The organism is Olleya sp. UBA1516 (genome assembly GCF_002323495.1).
Classification (GTDB): Bacteria; Bacteroidota; Bacteroidia; order Flavobacteriales; family Flavobacteriaceae; genus Olleya.
Map to the genome: position 1 here is coordinate 45,560 of NZ_DCQO01000009.1, position 21,071 is coordinate 66,630.

15 protein-coding genes are annotated in these 21,071 nt (G+C 32.0%); 5 read left to right on the plus strand and 10 right to left on the minus strand.

What is annotated here, in order from left to right:
* Positions 1-99 precede the first annotated feature (99 nt).
* Both B2989_RS04300 and B2989_RS04305 read left to right on the plus strand, forming a co-directional pair.
* The gene (locus tag B2989_RS04300) at positions 100-1,293 is read left to right on the plus strand and encodes a DegT/DnrJ/EryC1/StrS family aminotransferase (RefSeq protein ID WP_292944671.1); all 1,194 of its coding nucleotides are present in this window, start codon (positions 100-102) and stop codon (positions 1,291-1,293) included.
* A gap of 40 nt (positions 1,294-1,333) precedes the next feature.
* Entirely contained in the window at positions 1,334-5,074 is a 3,741-nt protein-coding gene (locus B2989_RS04305; RefSeq protein ID WP_292944674.1) for a DUF3857 domain-containing protein, read from the plus strand.
* 72 nt (positions 5,075-5,146) lie between these two features.
* Here B2989_RS04305 and ribB read toward each other — a convergent pair whose 3' ends face one another.
* From ribB to tpx, 6 genes are read right to left on the minus strand one after another with little or no spacing between them, the layout of a single operon-like run.
* Complete coding sequence (ribB, locus tag B2989_RS04310; protein ID WP_292944677.1) at positions 5,147-6,301, minus strand: 3,4-dihydroxy-2-butanone-4-phosphate synthase; 1,155 nt, start codon at positions 6,299-6,301, stop codon at positions 5,147-5,149.
* 50 nt (positions 6,302-6,351) lie between these two features.
* Entirely contained in the window at positions 6,352-8,514 is a 2,163-nt protein-coding gene (locus B2989_RS04315; RefSeq protein WP_292944680.1) for an LptF/LptG family permease, read from the minus strand.
* 6 nt (positions 8,515-8,520) lie between these two features.
* Positions 8,521-9,156, minus strand: a complete 636-nt coding sequence (locus B2989_RS04320) for a LolA family protein (RefSeq protein ID WP_292944683.1) — start codon at positions 9,154-9,156, stop codon at positions 8,521-8,523.
* A 12-nt stretch (positions 9,157-9,168) separates the two neighbouring features.
* Complete coding sequence (locus B2989_RS04325) at positions 9,169-11,592, minus strand: DNA translocase FtsK (protein WP_292944686.1); 2,424 nt, start codon at positions 11,590-11,592, stop codon at positions 9,169-9,171.
* Positions 11,593-11,652: 60 nt separating this feature from the next.
* On the minus strand, positions 11,653-12,021 hold the full coding sequence (locus B2989_RS04330) for a diacylglycerol kinase (protein WP_292944689.1): 369 nt from the start codon (positions 12,019-12,021) through the stop codon (positions 11,653-11,655).
* A complete protein-coding gene (gene tpx, locus B2989_RS04335; RefSeq protein ID WP_292944692.1) occupies positions 12,014-12,520 on the minus strand; it encodes a thiol peroxidase in 507 nt (168 codons plus the stop codon). The genes B2989_RS04330 and tpx overlap by 8 nt, the downstream gene beginning before the upstream one ends.
* A 214-nt stretch (positions 12,521-12,734) precedes the next feature.
* On the opposite strand from tpx, the gene katG reads away from it, so the two are divergent.
* Together katG and B2989_RS04345 are read left to right on the plus strand one after the other, a co-directional pair.
* Entirely contained in the window at positions 12,735-14,966 is a 2,232-nt protein-coding gene (katG, locus tag B2989_RS04340) for a catalase/peroxidase HPI (protein WP_292944695.1), read from the plus strand.
* 174 nt (positions 14,967-15,140) lie between these two features.
* Positions 15,141-15,611, plus strand: coding sequence for an ankyrin repeat domain-containing protein (locus tag B2989_RS04345; protein ID WP_292944698.1), 471 nt, complete (start codon positions 15,141-15,143; stop codon positions 15,609-15,611).
* A 35-nt stretch (positions 15,612-15,646) separates the two neighbouring features.
* Here the strand turns inward: B2989_RS04345 and B2989_RS04350 are convergent, their stop codons facing one another.
* Complete coding sequence (locus B2989_RS04350) at positions 15,647-16,552, minus strand: LysR family transcriptional regulator (RefSeq protein WP_292944701.1); 906 nt, start codon at positions 16,550-16,552, stop codon at positions 15,647-15,649.
* Positions 16,553-16,638: 86 nt separating this feature from the next.
* Between B2989_RS04350 and B2989_RS04355 the strand changes: the two genes are divergently transcribed.
* Complete coding sequence (locus B2989_RS04355) at positions 16,639-17,226, plus strand: NAD(P)H-dependent oxidoreductase (protein WP_292944704.1); 588 nt, start codon at positions 16,639-16,641, stop codon at positions 17,224-17,226.
* Between the two features lie 73 nt (positions 17,227-17,299).
* On the opposite strand, the gene B2989_RS04360 is transcribed toward B2989_RS04355, so the two are convergent.
* The 3 genes from B2989_RS04360 to B2989_RS04370 all read right to left on the minus strand — a co-directional run bounded on the left by B2989_RS04360 (position 17,300) and on the right by B2989_RS04370 (position 21,043).
* Entirely contained in the window at positions 17,300-18,301 is a 1,002-nt protein-coding gene (locus B2989_RS04360; RefSeq protein ID WP_348661301.1) for an NAD(P)/FAD-dependent oxidoreductase, read from the minus strand.
* A gap of 197 nt (positions 18,302-18,498) precedes the next feature.
* On the minus strand, positions 18,499-20,001 hold the full coding sequence (locus B2989_RS04365) for an aldehyde dehydrogenase family protein (protein ID WP_292944707.1): 1,503 nt from the start codon (positions 19,999-20,001) through the stop codon (positions 18,499-18,501).
* A 208-nt stretch (positions 20,002-20,209) separates the two neighbouring features.
* Complete coding sequence (locus tag B2989_RS04370) at positions 20,210-21,043, minus strand: helix-turn-helix domain-containing protein (protein ID WP_292944710.1); 834 nt, start codon at positions 21,041-21,043, stop codon at positions 20,210-20,212.
* Positions 21,044-21,071: the final 28 nt, after the last annotated feature.

Genomic DNA, 21,071 nt, shown 5'->3' on the forward strand with positions numbered 1-21,071 from the left:
ATACCATCTATAATTATTAAAGCGTCTAAATTAATTTTTAGACGTTTTTTTTATTGCTTATTTTCTGTTAGATTTGGAATATTAACAAATATTATACAGATGCCAGGATTTGAAAGCTTTGGAGCTTTAGAGAGAAAAGAAGTAGAGGATGTTTTAGATAATGGTGTTTTGATGCGCTATGGTTTTGATGCCATGAGAAATGGACATTACAAAGCACAATCTTTAGAAAACGAAATTCAACATACATTAGAAGTTAATCACGCACAATTAGTTACCAATGGTACAGCTGCTGTATCTGTTGCGTTAGCGCTAGCTGGTATTGGAGCAGGAGATGAAGTTATTATGCCTTGCTTTACATTTGTAGCTAGTTTTGAAGCTATTATGATGTTAGGCGCAATTCCTGTTTTGGTAGATATTGACGATACGTTAACCCTTAATCCTGAAGCTGTATCTAAAGCAATTACCAGTAAGACTAAAGCTATAATGCCAGTACACATGTGTGGAAGCATGGCTAATTTAGATGCTTTGATGGCTATAGCTAAAGATCATAATCTTAAGCTAATCGAAGATGCTTGCCAAGCTATTGGAGGAACTTATAAAGGAAAATATCTTGGTACTTATGGTGACTTAGGATGTTTTAGTTTTGATTTTGTAAAAACAATAACTTGTGGAGAAGGTGGAGCAGTGGTTACTAACAATGCACAATATGCTAAAAACGCTGATTTGTTTACCGATCATGGTCACGATCATATTGGTAGTGATAGAGGAGCAGAATTACACCCATATTTAGGATATAACTTCAGAATATCAGAGCTTAATGCAGCTGTAGGATTGGCTCAAATAAGACGATTAAAGGATTTTATCGCTATTCAGAAAAAAAACTACACAATATTAAGGGAAGCACTGTCTGTGTTTCCTGAGGTAACTTTTAGAACGGTTCCAGAAGGAGGAGAAGAAAGTTACGCGTTTTTAAACTTTTTCTTACCTAATTTAGATACTGCCAGAAAAGTAGCTTCTACTTTTAAAGAGAGTGGTGTTGATGCTTGTTTTCATTATTATGATAATAATTGGCATTATATTAGAAAATGGGAGCATTTAAAAGATATTAAAACCTTGTATCCAGTATCTAACGACGTTAAAAATGGTTTAGCGTACTTACAAACTAAAACATTTGATGCTTCAGATCATTTTATTGGTAGAAACATATCTTGTTTGATAAAGTTATCTTGGACAGAACAACAAGTCCGTGAGCGTGCTCAACTTATGGTAGACGCTATTAAACAATCACTATAATCTTTAATTTATTATCACAATCCCTTAAACCAACCACTAAATGAAAAAATTCGCTATACTATTTATTTTGCTAAGCTTTTATTCGGCTTTAGCCCAAGATAATTATGATCAATTTTGGCAAGAGTTATTAAGTAATAATCGTGTTTCTGCTACTGAAACATTAAAGAATGTTAATGACAATACTATTCAAAATCTTATTGTTAATGAAATGCTTAGGGTAGAGAATGGTCAATTTAGAACTAATAAAGAGTTTTTGCCTGCATTTTTAAATGATGCAGATTATCAGTATCACTTATATGCACTTTGGAATGAAAATTATTTATTTAATACGTATCTAGAAACTGGTTTTAATAGCAAAAATATAGGAGCAATTCGAAGCGTTGCCAAAAAAAATCCCACACATAGCACTATCAAAGATGCTATAATTTACCTAGAGTCTGTATTAGCAAGAGACAGTAAAGACTGGAAGACATATAATTCTAAAATGAACAATATACCATCGTTTAGACATTGGCAGTATTGTGGTGTTTTTGAAAACTTAAATAAAAGTGGTCTTGATCGTGTATATGGTCCAGAAACAAACGCTAATAGTGATGCGCCTTTTGATGCAGAAAGTAATGGTTTTGTTAATTGGTACACTGCAAAAAACCAAGAAGAGGCTTATCAGTTTTTTACAAATCACGAAGAGTATGGCTCTGGTGTTAATTATGCGCAAACATTTGTTACTGCATCACAAGACGAAACAGTAATTTTACGTATAGGAAGCGGATCTGCTTTTAAATTATGGTTAAATGATGTAGTAATTTTTGAAAACAAACAAGACGTTGTTACAGAACTAGATGCGTATCAAGTCAAAGTAACGTTTCCTAAAGGTAATAATAGGTTATTAATAAAAACCGCAGAGAGTGATTATGGTAGCTACTTTATAGTTAGTCCATTAAATTTAGATGGCTCACATAATACTAATCTAAAAGATACTGCAAGCTATGCTGACTATAATAAAAGTACTGTAAATCAACTAAATGCAAAACCAATTACTAATAGTTTTGAGGCTTATTTTTTAAACAAAATTGATCAAAACCCAAATAACTTTTTTAATGCCTATTGTTTAGTAAAAACGTATTTAAGAAACTCTAAATATGAAGAAGCTAAAAAAGTATTACAACCATTTTTAGAGCACTATCCAAAAAGTAGTTTGTTAAGAAAATTAATGATTTCTGTGTATTCTTTAGAAGAAGATTATACTAGCATACAAGAAATTAATAAAAATATGGAACTGGATGACGACTCCTATTATCTACCAGTTTTATTAAAAGTTATGTTGTTTGACGAGTTGACTAGAATGAGTCTTACTGAGTTAGAAGAATACCTGGAGAAACTTAAAAAAACTATTGATTTAGAAATCATGCACGAAACTGCAGATTTTATCTACAATGCACGTCAAGAAAATAAAGCTAAAGTCAAAAAAAACCTAGATAAGTTAATGAAGATGGCAGATGGTAATACTAAGTTAGTATTACGTTATGCACCTTTATATGCGTCATTGTTTGAAGAGGAAAATAAGACCATTAGTATATTAGAAGATTTAGAAAAAAGCACCTTTGACTTAGCTTTAGTTAGACAGCTAGTGTCTTATTACGATAGACGCAATCAAAAAGATAAAGTCATGGATATGTTAACCAATGAGATTGAATATCTAGGGACAGATAATTATTACTTAAGATCAATTATTAATAAATTACATCAATATCAAAAACATAAAGAATCTTTAAAATATATTGATCAAGGATTATCAAATTTTCCAGACTCGTTTGTTTTTCAAGAGTTAAAAGGGGATGCTTTACTTCAAATAGATAAACAAAAAGCAATTACTGCGTATCAAGCATCATTGGCTCACAATAGCAACGATAAATCCCTAAGAAAAAAATTAAAAGATTTAAATAACGAAAATAACGTTTTAAAAGATTTAGTAACAGAAGATGCTTACGGATTAATTACGGACACTAGAGGTAAGATTTTAACCAATAATTATGGGTTTAATATATTACATGATAATAGTACTGTAGAGTTGTATAGTGAAGGTGGTGGTAATTATAGATCTGTTTTTATCTACGAAATTACTTCAGACAATGGAGTAGAACGTTTTAAAGAATATGATTTAGGTTTAAGCGGAACATATAATATTAATAAATCAGAAATTGTTAAACAAGATAAAAGCATCGTACCAGCAGATAAAAGTGGATCTAGCTTAGTATTTAACGGATTGTCAATTGGTGATGTTATTTATTTAGATTACGAATATTCGTTTTCTAAGTCAGGTCGTTTTTACAAAACGTATTCTGACCGTTTTATGTTAGGTTCTTTTCATCCTACTGCCTCTTCTTCAGTTAAAGTAATTGCGCCAAAAGATTATAAATTAAATTATAAAAGTGTTAACGGTAATACACAACCTAAAATAACAACTAAAGGCGATTCTAAATTATACGAATGGACTATTTTAAATAATCCAGGATTACCACAAGGTGAAGACTATATGCCAAGCGATAGTGATGTTGCAGAGTATGTTCACTTTAGTACAATAGATAGTTGGAACGAAATTTCTATATGGTATTCTGACCTAGTTAGAAGTGTTATGGAAGTTAACGCGACTGTGCAAGATACATTTGACGCATTATTTCCGGAAGGTTACAAGCATTTATCAGAAGACCAACGTGCTAAAATTATCTACAATTATATACGTAATAATTTTACCTATAGTTATGTTAGTTTTAGACAAAGTGGGTTTGTACCACAAAAACCATCTAAAACTATCAAAACTAATTTAGGAGATTGTAAAGACTTTTCTACTTTATATGTAACGTTGGCTAAAAAAGCCGAGTTAGACGCTAATTTAGTACTTGTTTTAACCTCAGATTACGGTTATAACAGTTTAGTATTGCCAAGTACAGATTTTAATCACTGTATTGCAAAAGTTAAAATTGATGGAAAAGATCAGTTTTTAGAATTAACAGATAAGTATTTACCGTATAAATCTTTACCAACATCATTAAGAGGTGCTACAGCATTAGAGATTCCTTTGGATAGAAATGATACTAAAACGTATGATTTATTTAAATTAAATAATTTATCAAGAGAGCAAGCGGTCTCTAAAAACATAGTTACATTAAATATCGATAATTCAAAAATTGGTATGGTAATAGACTCAGAATATAGTGGTCACGTTAATTCTTATTATTCTAGTGTATTTGCAGAGCCAAATGCAGAGGTTGTTAAAAAATCTGTTTACGAAGATTATGATAATAGATTGTCAGATGACTTTACTTTAAATAGTGTGAATAATATAGAAAGACTTAATGATGACATGTTGATTAAATATACTTCAGATATGACATTAAACAAAAAAATAAATAAAATAGGATCTACTAATGTGTTGCAATTACCAATGGTATCTAATCCTTATACCAATAGTATTGTTAGTTTAGAAAAACGTGAGCATGTAATTGATTATACATTATACGAAAACATGGATGTTTACCAAGTAGATTATATTGTTAATATCCAAGCCGATCAGTCTTTTACTGAAATTCCTGAGAATGTTAGTCTAACTTTTAAAGACCATTCCTATAGCATAACTTATAGTAAGTTAAAGGCTAATCAATTAAAGGTTGAAATCAAATCAAAGCCTTCAATGAAACGTATTCAAGCTGCTGACTACCCAGAATTTAAGACCTATGTCAAAAATGTATTAGATGCACAAGACACTTTTATAGGTTATAAGTAGTAAAATAACATCCAAAAAAAAGCTCCAATTAATAAATAATTGGAGCTTTTTTTATTGTAATAAAGTTATTAATTAATAACCTACGTATTCTATAATTTCTAAACCATAACCAATCATACCAACACGTTTTGTTTGCTGAGAGTTAGATATTAATTTTAGTTTATGAATATTTAAATCATGTAAAATTTGCGCTCCAATTCCAAAGTCTTTACTATCCATTGCAATAGCAGGAGCTTTAGCAACAGTGTTTGGCTTTTGCGCGCTTTTTAAAACAGACAAGCGTTGCAGTAAATTCATAGATTCTGCTTGTTGGTTTATAAATAATATAGCTCCACGACCTTCGTCATTAATTACACGGAACATATCATCTAATTTCTCGTCTGCGTTATTGGTTAACGTACCTAATATATCGTTATTTACTAAAGTAGAATTAACTCGTGTTAAAACGGTATCTTCACTAGTCCAATCACCTTTAGTTAAAGCTATATGTACTTGGTTATTTGTCGTTTGTTGGTAAGCTCTTAATCTAAAACTACCAAATCTAGTTTCAATCTGAAAATCTTCTTTTTTAGCAATTAAAGAATCATGATCCATTCTATAGGCAATTAGGTCCTCAATGGATACTAGTTTTAAATCAAACTTTTTAGCAACTTCAATTAGTTGAGGTAAGCGAGCCATAGTACCATCTTCGTTCATGATTTCTACAATAACTCCAGCAGGTTGTAAGCCTGCTAATCTTGCAAAATCTATAGCAGCTTCCGTGTGACCTGTTCGTCTTAAAACACCACCTTCTTTTGCCACTAAAGGAAAGATATGTCCTGGTCGTGCTAAATCAAAAGGTTTAGTGTCAGGATTAGTTAATGATAGTACGGTTTTTGCTCTGTCACCTGCAGATATTCCTGTGGTAACACCATTTCCTTTTAAATCTACGGATACTGTAAAGGCAGTTTCCATATGATCGGTATTGTTAGTAACCATCATATGTAAATCTAACTCTTCACATCTATGTTCTGTTAAGGGTGTGCAAATTAATCCTCTACCATGAGTAGCCATAAAGTTGATCATCTCTGGCGTAACTAATTCTGCAGCAGCTAAAAAATCACCTTCATTTTCTCTGTCTTCATCATCGACTACGATAATAACTTTTCCTGCTTTTATATCTTGAATTGCTTCTTCTATTGTATTTAATTGAAAAGAAGTTTGTCGTTCTGTTTTTGTAGTAATCATAACATTTGTGTTGTACTGCAAAGATATTGCATATTTCTTAGTTAGTATAACTAAGTGTCTAGTTTTTGAGTTCTAAAGTAATGCGTGTAAGGGTAAAACACAGCTCCTAAAGCGGTAACTAATGGGTTGTCTTTTACTACTATTATTTTAAGTAGTTTTCTGTATTCAAGGGTTGCTTTTATATAATTAAAAAGAAACACTAAAAATGAAATTGCACTTATCTGAATACTAGCTTGTGAGAATACAGGAAGCTTGTTGTTTTTAAACACAAAAAACAAAATAAATAATACTAACGCGATTGTAAAAAACACGTAACTTAATTTAGATATTATTTTATAATTTTTAATATCACTAGCTTCCAAGGTAATTGGAGTAGTGGTTGCTATGTCTTCTGTTGTGCTATTTGGTAAGATATTATAATCTGTTCCAACAGTAAGTTTTTGAACTCTTAATATATATATTAAAGGATAAATAACTATACCTATAATGGTTTGTATTACAGGTTCTTTTTTATCAGAAATTAGGCTGTGTAACTTATTAAAGCTTAAAGTTGATTTTATATAATTAAATAAAAATACAATAAATGAAACTAAACTAATCTGTATTCCAGCTAAAGCTACAACTGGTAATTTGTTGTTTTTAAATACAAAGTATAAAATAAATAGAGCAACACTAATTATGTAAAAAGTAATACTAAGTGTTGATAATGTTTTATAGCTAGCTTTTTCAGTTTCTGGTAGATAGATTGTATCAGAGCTTAATGTATCAGCTGTAATTTTAGTTTTACCAAATTTAGCATTGTACCAATTTTTAATAGGAACTGTAATATGGTCAAATTCAAAAATACCTCTATCTTGAGTTGCGCGTTTAGTCAAAAATATACTTAAAGGTAACATGATTAACGTTGAAAACCAAGCAGAGAGTACAGGGTTTAGTTTTCCGTTTTTAGCACTGTTTTCGGCAAATAAACCTATAAAGTGATAACTTAAAAACAAGACTATAGCAATAACCATTGGTAATCCTAAACCTCCTTTGCGTATTAAGGCACCTAATGGAGCTCCAACAAAAAACAGAATAATACAGGCTATACCTAATGCAAATTTTTTGTGCAATTGTATACCATGTTTATAAATATTAGAGTTCTTTATTTGTAAAGCTGTGGTCTTAGATTTTAATATCTGTTGAGTACTCGATACGCTATTAACAGCATAATCTAATACTTGTATTTTACGTTTGGTATTAAAAATGTCTAAAATATCTCCACCATAAATACTATCTTTTATGGATTTGATGGTCAAATTTAAAGTTGGTAAATTAGTCCTATTATATATGGTGTTGGAAAACTCGCTAACCACGCCATTACGTTCTGTTTTAAGTGAGTCTATTGTGTAATTTAACTCTGATACGTTAAGCATCGTGTATTTGTTCTCAACATTTTTTTGGTCTAAATCAATATTATTTAATTCAGATAAATCTAGAGATAAAATATGCTTTTTAAATTCTGCTTTACTAAAAGGTTTTTTGTTTCGTTCTTCCGCTTTTCTAGGTGGTGTATCATCATAATAATATCCATCATACAAAACTAAGTTAAGCACGTTTGAATCCTCTTGGCTAGCCAATTCTCCATGATCTGCAACAATTGTGGTAAAGTTACCAGACATGCGACTAGAGCCTTTTTTATGTATTGTTATACCTTTAAGAAATTTACCATTTTTACCAGACTTTTCTTCAACCTTAATATTAAAAGCATCACCAATATCATTAAATTGACCTTCTGCTATAATCATAGCAGGTTTTACATTAGCAATGTTTCTTCTTAAATTAAAACTATTATATTCTGCCCACGGAATAACATTATTACTAAAAAAGAAGGTTAATACACCTAAGCCTACAATAAATAGACCTAATCCAGACATGGCACGTTGTAATGAAATCCCTGTAGACTTCATTGCAGCAAACTCATAGTTTTCAGCAAAATCACCAAAAACCATAATGGACGCTAACAAAATTGTAAGCGGTAAAATTAACGGAATAAGGGTAGGAGTGATATACATTAAAAACTTTAAGACGGTAACAATGTCTAAGTCTTTTCCTGCTAACTCTTTAATGTATAGCCATATAGCCTGTAAAACAAAAATCAGCATGAGTATTACAAACACGCTGATAAAGGTTTTAAGATATGTAGTTAATATGTACCTATCTAATATTTTCACTTAGAATTAATCCAGTTTATTGATGTAATAGTCCTTAAATTTATTTTTGTCAAAGGTAAATAAGGATTTTGATAAAGTCTCATTAGTTTTAAAAGAATTAACAGTCAAAGTTGTTTTTGTTCCGTTATTTCCAACTTCTATTAATCTATAGATGTGTTTCGTCTTAGTATCAATACCTAACAAAACATATTTAATTTCGGAATTAGAATCCATTGGTGTTAGTTTAACATATTGGATTTTTCTACCATTAACATCTTGTACAATATCCATTTTAAAAGTAAAACCTTCCTTGTAAAACGTTAACATTTTACTAGGTGTAATCGTGCTTTCATCTTGATCACTTCCTTTAGATACAGTAACCTCTTCATCTTCTGGGCTTATGCTATAAATGTTTTGACCATCATAAATACGCGTAATACCTAAAATATTTAAACGGTATTTATCACCTTGCATAACAACGTCACCTTTGGTTTCTTGTTTTATGTTTTCTTCAGTATTTTCTAAAACGTATTTAAAAGCAATAGAAATATTGTTGTAACTTTTAGCTTTGTTTGAAACTTCGTTTAGTAGCGTATTTGCTTGGTCATCCTGTGCAAAAATGCTACTTGTAGCTAATAAAAATAATACTAATAATTTTTTCATTTTAAGTGTAATTTATTTTTTTTCGTTTTCTAATAGTTGATCAAGAGCTACTAAATCTACAACTAAAACCTGTCTTGCTTTACTACCTTCAAATCCGCCTACAATTCCTGCTGCTTCTAGTTGGTCAATTAAACGACCTGCACGATTGTAACCTAATTTTAATTTACGTTGTAATAAAGAAGCAGACCCTTGTTGAGCTGTCACAATAATTTCGGCAGCATCTTTAAATAAAACATCTCTTTCAGATATATCTATATCAAGACTTGTGCCACTTTCTTCGCCAACATACTCTGGTAATAAATAAGCATCTGGATAAGCCTTTTGATTACCAATAAAATCTACAATTTTTTCAACTTCTGGAGTGTCAACAAAAGCACATTGGATACGAATCATATCATTACCTTGTGTATATAACATGTCTCCACGTCCAATTAATTGATCTGCTCCACCTGCATCTAATATGGTTCTAGAGTCTATTTTACTAGATACTCTAAAAGCAATACGTGCTGGGAAGTTAGCTTTAATTATACCTGTAATAACGTTTACAGATGGACGTTGAGTTGCAATAATTAAGTGAATCCCAATTGCACGAGCTAATTGTGCTAAACGTGCAACAGGTGTTTCTACCTCTTTTCCTGCGGTCATAATTAAATCTGCAAACTCATCGACTACTAAGACAATATAAGGTAGGTAAGCATGACCTTCGTTTGGATTTAATTTACGCGCTTTAAACTTGGTGTTATATTCGACAATGTTACGACACAATGCGTTTTTAAGCATTTCGTAACGATTATCCATTTCTATACACAGCGAGTTTAATGTGTGTATCACTTTGGTATTGTCTGTTATAATAGCTTCAGCTTCATCCGGAAGTTTTGCTAAATAGTGTCGTTCTATCTTATTAAATAGGGTTAATTCTACCTTTTTTGGATCGACTAAAACAAACTTAACTTCAGCAGGATGCTTTTTGTATAATAACGATGTTAGTACAGCATTTAAACCTACCGATTTACCTTGACCTGTTGCTCCAGCCATTAGTAAGTGTGGCATTTTAGCTAAGTCAATGACTAAAGTTTCATTACTAATTGTTTTACCAATTGCTATTGGCAAATGCATTTCGGTTTTCTGAAATTTTTGAGATGCAATTACAGAGCGCATGGAAACGATGGTTGCATTTTTATTAGGCACTTCAATACCTATGGTTCCTTTTCCAGGAATTGGTGCAATAATACGTATACCTAAAGCAGACAGTGATAAAGCAATGTCATCTTCTAAATTTTTGATTTTTGAAATTCTGATTCCAGCTTCCGGAACAATTTCATATAACGTGACTGTTGGTCCAATAGTAGCTTTAATACTAGCAATTCCAATTTTGTAGTTATTTAAAGTGTCAACAATTCGGTTTTTATTTTCTTCTAATTCTTCTTGATTGATGGTAACACCTTCGTTATCATACTTTTTAAGTAAGTCTAAAGGCGGAAATTGATATTTACCCAATTCTAAAGTAGGATCAAACTGCCCAAAGTCTTCTACTAACTTATTGGCAAGATTATCAGTTTCTGATATTTCTTCTGTAACAGATTCTACCTCAATTTCTACTTGAGGTTCTTCTATTTCAATCTCAGGCGTTGTTATTTCTGTTTTTATTTCTTTTGAAGACACCTCAGGCTTACTAACTTCTTGCGTTAGTTCTATATTATTTGTGGTTTCTATTTTTGAATGGTTTGAAATTGTAGGTTCTACTTTTTTATCCACTTCAAAAGCAGACTTCATAGCTTCAGCTTCGTCTGAATACGAATTATCTACAGGAACAAAATCATCTTTAAAATCGTCCTTAATATTCTTTCTAGCATTTTTAAAGATAGCTGCTATGCGTTGTGGTGTAAATTTAAAACGAATGGCTAAATAGCTAATAAAAGCAAAAGCTAATAATAATATAGTTCCAATTTTACCAATATAATCTTGGAAAAAGCTATTAATTTCAAAACCAATAGTTCCGCTTAATACATCATTTTTATGAGCAAAAAAGCCAAATAAAACTGAAAACCAAATAACAACTAAAATGCCCCAAAACCAATGTTTACGTAATTTAGTTTTGTTTAGGTCAGTAAGCACGTAGACTCCTGATAAAAAGGTAAGACCAGAAAATATAAAAGCTGCTATACCAAAACCACGTTGAATAAATAGATCGCTAATCCAAGCACCTAGTTTACTTAACCAATTTTGGGTTTCTACTTCTCTAGAAGAAAATTCGGTTAAGGCACTTTGGTCAATTTTACCCGTAAATAAATAGGATAAAAAGGATATAAAAAACAAGACACCTAAAATTATTAAAAAGCTACCCAAGACTAGTTTTTGCTGACTAGTTAAGGTTAAGTCAGGTTTTTTAAAACCGACTTTCTTTTTTGTTTTAGTTTGTTTTTTTGCTTTCGCCATTTTTGGGTTTAATTTGCGTAAAAATACAAATAGTTAACGTTTATCCTAATGGATAATTGTTTAAAATAGCTTTGGGATATAAATAATCAAACCAATGATTGTAGCAGCTATGGATGCAATAAAAACAGCACCTGCAGCAATGTCTTTAATAAAACCAATTTTTTCGTGATGTTCTGGATGTATAAAATCTGCAATTGCCTCAATAGCAGTATTTACACCTTCTACACTCATGACCAAGCCTATTGCAAAGCATTGCATAATCCACTCGGTAGAGGTGATGTTTAAAACAAAACCAGCGATAGTAACAATAATAGCAATACAAAATTGTATTTGTATACTGGCTTCTGTTTTTAAAAGTAAGAGCATGCCTTTAAAGGCATACCCAACACTTTTTAAACGATTAATTATAAATGGTTCTTTTTTACTCATCTAATAATGCGTAAAGTGACGCTTTATAATTAGGCTCGTCAGCCACTTCTTGTACTTGCTCTGTATATTGTACAATTCCATTTTCATCTAAAACCACAACACATCTAGAGTGTAACCCTTCAAAAGGACCAGATGCAAATTCTAAACCGTAATCTTTACCAAATTGTCCCGTTTTAAAATCAGATAACATCATAACGTTATCAATACCTTCTGCACCACAAAAACGTGCTTGAGCAAATGGTAAATCTCTAGAGATGCAAAGTACTTTAGTATTATCCATCTCTGCAGCTTCTTTATTAAATGATCTTACAGAAGTTGCGCATGTACCAGTATCTACACTCGGAAAAATGTTTAAAACCACTTTATGACCTTCAAAGTCCGATAATTTTTGAGTCGATAAGTCGCTAAGTGTTAAAGTGAAATCTGGAGCTTTTTCTCCGATTTTTGGTAATTGTCCTATAGTTTCAACAGGAGTGCCTCCTAATGTTATTTTAGCCATTTTAATTGATTTTATTGTTAAGCAAGTAAAAATAAGTAATAATGAGGTGTCACAATCAATGTTAGCAAAATATTATCAAATAATTTTAAACTATTGAAATTTATATAGTCGATAAACAAAACCTATTCTAAAATAGTAACAATCAATTTTTTTAATAGTAAATTTATAAGGTATATATCTAATTTTATCTCAAATTAAATCTAAAATAAATACTATGGAAAATAATCCTCATTCAAGTCATCAGCCAAATGGTAAAAACTTTGATATTAATGAAAGTTCAGCAAATTGCCCTTTTTTAAGTGGAACAGTTAAACATACTTCTGGTGGTGGGGTAAAAAATAGAGATTGGTGGCCAAACGAATTAAAACTAAATATTTTACGCCAAAATGCTTCTAAATCAAACCCAATGGGAGACGACTTTGATTATGCCGAAGCTTTTAAAAGTTTAGATTATGAGGCCTTAAAAGCAGAACTTACAGCTTTTATGACAGACTCTCAAGACTGGTGGCCTGCAGATTATGGACATTACGGAGGATTAATGATACGTATGGCTTGGCATAGTGCAGGAACGTACAGAGTTGGTGATGGTCGTGGAGGAGCAGGAGCTGGAAACCAACGTTTTGCACCAATTAATAGTTGGCCAGATAATGGTAACTTAGATAAAGCTCGTTTATTATTATGGCCTATCAAACAAAAATATGGAAATAAAATTTCTTGGGCAGATTTAATGATTTTAGCTGGTAACTGCGCCTTAGAGTCTATGGGTTTTCCAACATTTGGTTTTGCAGGAGGTAGAGCGGATGTTTGGGAGCCTGAACAAGATATATATTGGGGAAGTGAAACAGAATGGGGAGCAAATGAAGACAGATATAAAGAAGGCGATCTAGAAGATCCTTTAGCAGCTGTAATGATGGGTTGGATTTATGTTAACCCAGAAGGGCCAAACGGAGTTCCAGATCCAATGGGTTCGGCACATGATGTGAGAGAAACCTTTGGTAGAATGGCAATGAATGATGAAGAGACTGTAGCTTTAGTTGCTGGTGGTCATACTTTCGGTAAAGCGCATGGAGCTGCAGATCCAAATAAATATGTTGGTAAAGAGCCTCATGGTGCATCAATCGAAGAAATGAGTACTGGTTGGAAAAATAGTTTTGGTACAGGTGTTTTAGACGATACTATTACTAGTGGTATTGAAGGTGCATGGACACCAAATCCAACACGTTGGGATGCAGATTATTTTGATGTATTATTAAATTACGATTGGGAATTAACTAAAAGTCCAGCTGGTGCACACCAATGGAAACCAACAGCAGAGTCTAATGCCAAACGCGCTCCAAAAGCAGGTGACGCTAACGGAAGACAAGATTTAATGATGACGACTGCAGATATTGCTTTAAAAGTGGATCCTAAATATTTAGAAATTTCTAAACGTTTTCATGCAGACCATAAAGCATTTGAAGACGCATTTGCACGTGCTTGGTATAAATTAACACATCGTGATTTAGGACCAACGTCTAGATACTTAGGACCAGAAGTGCCTAAAGAAGAATTATTATGGCAAGATCCAATTCCAACAGTGGATTATAAATTAAGTGATGCTGATATCGCTAACTTAAAAGTTATGATTATGGATTCTGGTTTAACAGTTTCACAATTAGTAACAACCGCTTGGGCTTCAGCATCAACATTTAGAGGATCAGATAATCGTGGTGGTGCCAACGGAGCACGTATTGCTTTAGAGCCACAACGTAGCTGGGAAGTAAATAATCCAACCGAATTAAATAAAGTCCTTGATGTACTAGAAGGTATTAAAACTAAATTTGAAGGCACTGTTTCTTTAGCAGATTTAATAGTGCTTGCTGGAAATGTTGGAGTAGAAAAAGCGTTAAAGAATGCAGGATACAATCAGGAAGTAGACTTTTTACAAGGTAGAGGAGATGCTACACAAGAGCAAACAGATATCGAGCAGTTTGGGTATTTAGAGCCTTTAGCAGATGGTTTTAGAAACTACATTAAAGGAAACTTAAAAATTGCTGCAGAAGATTTACTAATTGATAAAGCTAATTTACTAACGCTTTCTGTGCCAGAATTAACTGTTTTAGTTGGTGGTTTACGTGTGTTAGGTGCTAATTACGATGGCTCTAATAATGGTGTGTTTACAGATAATGTTGGTAGTTTAACTAACGATTTTTTCAAAAACATTTTAGACTTTACATACACTTGGAAAGCAACGTCTTCAGACGATAGATTTTTTGAAGGTAGTAACCGTAATACAGGTGAAGTTAAGTTTAAAGGAACTAGAGCCGATTTAATCTTTGGTTCTAATACAGAGTTAAGAGCAATAGCAGAAGTTTATGGTGCAAATGATGGTCAAGATCGTTTTGTAAAAGACTTCGTTGCAGCTTGGACTAAAGTGATGAATTTAGATCGTTTTGACGTGAAATAAAAGACGATGATATATAATATAAAGGAATGGATTTATGTAAAGTCCATTCCTTTTTTATTGATTATTAATAATTTAAATGAAGTTTTTTTAAGTTGAAACCTAAGGTTTTATATTTTGAATCACGTTAAGAATATAGATTCAAACAGCTTTTAATAACAGTAAAAATGAAACAAAATGAATACAGATAAAGTTTTTGAAAGCATAAAAAATAATGATACTGCTACCTTAAATGTATTATTAAATGAAAACCCAAAATTAGCCGAAGCAAAAGACCAACGTGGATTTACACCATTAATCTTAGCAACCTATTTTGATAACGAAGCTGCAACCAAAGTTTTAGTACAACATAATGCGCCTATTAACGCTAAAGATGCGTCTGGGAATACTGCTTTAATTGGTGTTAGTTTTAAAGGAAATGTCGCTTTTGCGAAGTTTTTAATTGAAAATGGAGCCGATTTAAATGAAGTTAATAACAACGGAACAACAGCATTAACCTTTGCTACACAATATAATAAAGTAGAGATTGTAAAATTATTATTAGAACAAAAAGCAGATACTACCATTAAAGATAACGAAGGTAAAACAGCTTTAGATTATGCAAAAGCTAAGGATTTTAGTGAGATTGTTGCGCTTTTAAGTAAATAGTAAAGTATAAAAAGCACCGAAAATAAAGAAACAGCTTACTGCTGCATTTTCGATTTAAAAATATCTTGAAGTATTTCTAATTCTTTTTTATGTTTTAAATCCGTTCTAGAAGCAAAGTATAAAGTGTTTTCGGTGTTTACTTTACCATCCCAAATACGTTTAATAGATTTTGTTTTTACAGCTTCGTTACATAAAAAATCAGGTACTAAAGCTAATCCACTTTCATTAGCTAGACATCTAATAATAGAAGTAATGTTGGGTAAAATGTAATTGGGTTTAAAGGCAGGTTTTTTATTGAAATTCTCAAACCAAAAGCGTCTAAAGTGTTCCATTTCATTAGACGAGCTATACCACATGTGTTTTAGTAACTCTGCTTCTAATGCCTTGAAGTCTTTAGTGTTTATAAGTAATTCAATGGTAGTAGTGTCTGTTTTATTTCCAGCAATAAGCACAATGCGTTCTTTGGAAAAGGCTGTATATTCTACCAACGATTTTTTTTCATTCTGCACCTTAGGAGTGATAACCAAATCTAAAATACCATTATTTAAATCTTTAATTAAATTAGTGTGATCGCCAAACCTAGCGACCAAATCAAATTCTAATTTAGCAATTTCAGGTTCCACAATAAGCTGAAACATTTCTGAGCACATTCCAATATTTAAGGATGGATTTTTGTCTTGCGTTGTTCTTTTAAAATGCTGTTCTGCAGTTTCTAGGGTTTTAATAGATTCAATAATATATTCATATAAAAATTTACCTTCTTCTGTAGGAATCATTTTTCTTGAGGTACGTTCAAAAAGTTTTTTACCAACATAGGCTTCTAACGCATTCAAATGTACACTAACACCTGGTTGCGATGCGTACAAAGCGACAGAGGCTTTAGTAAGTGTCCCATTTTCATAGATTTCCTTAAAGGTTCTGTACCATTCTAAATTCACCATAGTATTAAAATATTAATACAAATGTATGATTTATATTATTTTTATAATGACAAATAGTGTTTTAATTTTGCTGAAAACAAATACACATGAAACATATATTTATTATTAATGGTGGTCATCCTTTCGCACATTCCGGAGGAAAATTTAACCAAACCTTATATCAAAATACGATATCTCATTTTCAAGCTTTGGATGGTTTTGAAGTGAAGCAAACACAAGTTGGAGATGACTATGATGCAGCAGCAGAAGTAGAAAAATTTAAATGGGCAGATATTATTATTTATCACACACCAATTTGGTGGTTTCAAATTCCGTTTGGTTTTAAAAAATATATAGATGAAGTATTTACAGAAGGTCATCAAAACGGGATTTACAGTAGTGATGGAAGAAGTCGGTCTAATCCAGAGATTAATTATGGGACAGGTGGATTAATGCATGGGAAACAGTATATTTTAACCACAAGTTGGAACGCTCCAAAAGCTGCTTTTACATTAGAAAACGAATTTTTTGATCAGAAAAGTGTCGACGAAGGTGCTATGTTTGGTTTTCATAAAATGAATGCCTTTACAGGAATGACTTGTTTAGCAACCCATCATTTTCATGACATGGAAAAAAATGCAGATGTCCCATTGGAGTTGGAACATTATAATACTTTTTTGAAATCTATAGTATAGAAATTAATAGCAAAGTTTTAAAACAAATAACCTCAGAATATTCTGAGGTTTTTTAGTTTAAAAATATCATTATTTAAAATGCTTCATGCGCTAATTCCATGTTTAAAGCAGATCCAGCAATATTACCAGAACGCACTGCATTGGCTACCGATCTAAATTTATTCGAATTATCTCCACAAGCATAAATACCAGGCACAGTGGTTTTTTGCATGTCGTCTACTTGTATGTAACCTGCTTCTGTAATAGCGCAACCTAAATCTTCAGGAATAGTAATGTGTTGTTCAAATGGCAATTGCACATAAATGGCATCAAAATCTTCAAAACTTCCATCTTTGTAAATGACATGCTTAACAGCTCCATTCTCATGAACTATTTCCATGATGTCTTTTTCAATAATAGGAATGTTATGCTTTTTTAAATGAGCTAACTGTTCTTCTGTAAAATCTGGTTTTCCTTGTGTGATTACACTTAGTTGTTTGCTTAAATTATAAATTAACGGAATCATATGATAGGCTTTGTCACCATTAGACATAATAGCAGTTTTTTTGTTTCTGAATTCATAACCATGACAATAAGGACAATGTATAACAGACTTTGCCCAAGTCTCTTTAAAGCCTTTAATATCTGGTAAAATATCTTTAATACCTGTAGCTATTATCAGTTTTTTTGCCTCATAGGTAATTCCAGATTGTGTGTTTATACTAAATCCGATATTTGTTTTTTTAGCTTCTGTAGCAAAATCATTGACAAGTGTAACAGTATCATATTTTAAAACTTGCGCTCTTGCTTTTTCTGCAATAACATGTGGTTTTTCGCCATCTTGTGTAATAAAGTTTTGCGAGTGTGGTGTGTCTCGATTACAAGGTTTTTCAGCATCTATAATGAGTACATTTCTAAGTGAACGTCCTAACGTCATTGCTGCAGATAAACCCGAGTAACTACCTCCAATTATTATTACGTCAAATATTTGTTTGTCTTTCATAGGATTATATGTTGTGATTGCGGATAATTGAAAAGGTAGTACTGTAGCTGTTAATGCAGATGCACTTAATGTAATAAATTCTTTTCTTTTCATATCTATTTATTTTTACAAATGTAAATAAACAATCACTAAAGCAATTTAGTTGCGTTAGTGGTTGTTTTGTTAAATGTTTATTTAATACGTATCAATATAATATGTACGTATTAACGATAGGTTCCGATGAATAGTAAACAAAAAAAAGCCTCAGTTATAACTGAGGCTTTTAATAAAAATCTATAGGTTTTTCTCAATTAAAAGAAGCCCATTGGTTTCTTATCGTAAGAGATTAGCATGTTTTTTACAACACGGTAATGATCTAATGCCATTTTATGGTTTTCACGACCAAATCCAGATTCTTTAACACCACCAAAAGGTGCGTGTGCAGGATAGGTATTGTATTGGTTTACCCAAACTCTACCTGCTTGAATAGCACGTGGTACTTGGTATAATTCGTGAGCATCTCTAGACCAAACACCAGCACCTAATCCGTAAGGTGTGTCGTTTGCAATAGCAATCGCTTCTTCCGTAGTTTTAAACGTTGTTAATGCTACAACAGGTCCAAAAATTTCTTCTTGGAAGACTCTCATTTTGTTATCTCCTTTTAAAACGGTTGGTTGTACGTAATAACCTTCGGCTAATTCACCTTCATAGTTACCAGCTTCACCACCAGCTAAAACAGCAGCACCTTCTTCAATACCAATTTTAATATAGTTTAATATTTTTTCGTATTGCGCTTTAGATACCTGAGAACCAATCATTGTTTCTGGATCTAATGGGTTTCCTGGTTTAACTAATTTTAAACGTTCTTGCATTTTTTCAACAAAACGATCTGCAATATCTTCGTGTACTAAAATACGAGAAGGAGAGGTACAAATTTCACCTTGGTTTAAAGCAAACATTAAAGCGCCTTCAATAGCTTTACTAAAAAACTCATCGTCTTGAGCTGCTACAGATGGGAAGAAAATGTTTGGTGATTTACCACCTAATTCCATAGTTACAGGAATAATATTTTCGGCTGCATTATGTAATACAGTACGACCTGTTTCTGTAGAACCTGTGAATGATAATTTAGCAATTCTGTTTGATGTTGCTAATGCTGCACCAGCTTCTTTACCAAAACCAGTTACAATGTTTAATACACCTGCTGGTAAAATATCACCAATAAGTTCCATTAACATCATAACACTTGTAGGTGTTTGTTCTGCTGGTTTTACAACTGCTGTACAACCTGCTGCTAAAGCTGGAGCAATTTTCCAAGCTAGCATTAACATTGGGAAGTTCCATGGGATAATCTCTCCAACTACACCAACAGCCTCGTGTAATACGATACTTACTGTATCTTTATCGTGTTCTGAAATACTTCCTTCATCTGCACGAATTACACCTGCAAAATAACGGAAATGATCAATACAATAAGGGATATCTGCTGCAAGAGACTCACGGATTGGTTTACCGTTATCAATCGTTTCTAAAGATGCTAAATACTCTAAGTTATCTTCCATAACCTGAGCAATTTTTAATAACGCATTACTACGTTCTGTTGCAGATGAGTTACTCCAAGCAGGAAATGCCTCGTGTGCTGCATCTAAAGCAAGATCGATATCTTCTTGTGTAGATCTTGCTGCTTGTGTAAAAACTTTACCATCTACAGGAGATCTGTTTTCAAAATATTGCCCTTTAATTGGGTCAACAAATTTACCTCCAATAAAGTTTCCGTACTTTTCTTTAAATTCGGGTTTTGTTACATTTGCCATAATTATAAGTTTTTTTTAATGTGAATATATGCTTTGCGACAAGCATTTTAATTATGGTACAAAGATAGAATGGAGGAGAGGCTTTGTATTTATTGATACGGTTCAATAACTTATGAAAACAGTCCGAATAGTAAAGATCAGTGTTAATTAAATCTTAATTAATTATTAATACATTGATTATTAGTCATTTAAAATAAAATAGAAATATTTAAATTTCGGTTGGACTAATTCCGAATTTGTTTTTAAACGCCACACTAAAGTTAGAAAGGTTGTTATAACCGACGTCTAAATAGATATCAGACGCTTTTAAATCGCCACCTTGTAGTAACTCTTTTGCTTTTTGTAAACGCTTATCTTTTAACCATTTTCCTGGAGCTTCTTTGTATTCTGCAGTAAAGTGTCTTTTAAAAGTAGACAAACTCATGTTACATAAAAAGGCAATTTCTTCTAATTTTAAGTTAGAGTGCACATGATCTTCGACAATGCTTTTAAAAGGCGACACTTCTTTAGAAATCAACGCATGTAAGTAATGTTCAAACTCGCTACCATATTTGTCTAGTAAGTACAATAGTATTTCGTCAAATTTAAGTGCTAACATGGCATCGCAATATGGCGAATCTTCAAAAGTGATGGAAGATAACGAACTTATAAAAGACGCAATATAATCATCATTTTCAATAACAAAATATGGCACTTTTTCTTGGTAAGGCTTAACGTTTTTGGTGTATTTACTTAAAAAATCGGTTAGTTTTTTTTCTGAAAAAAAGAAGAGTTTACAATAGTAAATAGCTTCGGTATCTAGCAATTCTGTCCAAAGCCAGTTTCCTTTTTTTAGTAATAAAGATTGCTCGCTATTAACAGCTTTAGAGGTGTTTGCAAAATGCACTTGCTTTTTTCCAACTTGTAAAAAGCTAAACATATTCATGCTTAAATTCACTTTACTTTTAACCACATCGCTAGTCATTTTAAAATCGTATACAAAAATGTCTTTGCTTTTGATAGGATTGTCAAAGTAAATTTCTGGAATGTTTTCTATTGCCATTTTCTAGTTAATTTGAGATTACAAAGGT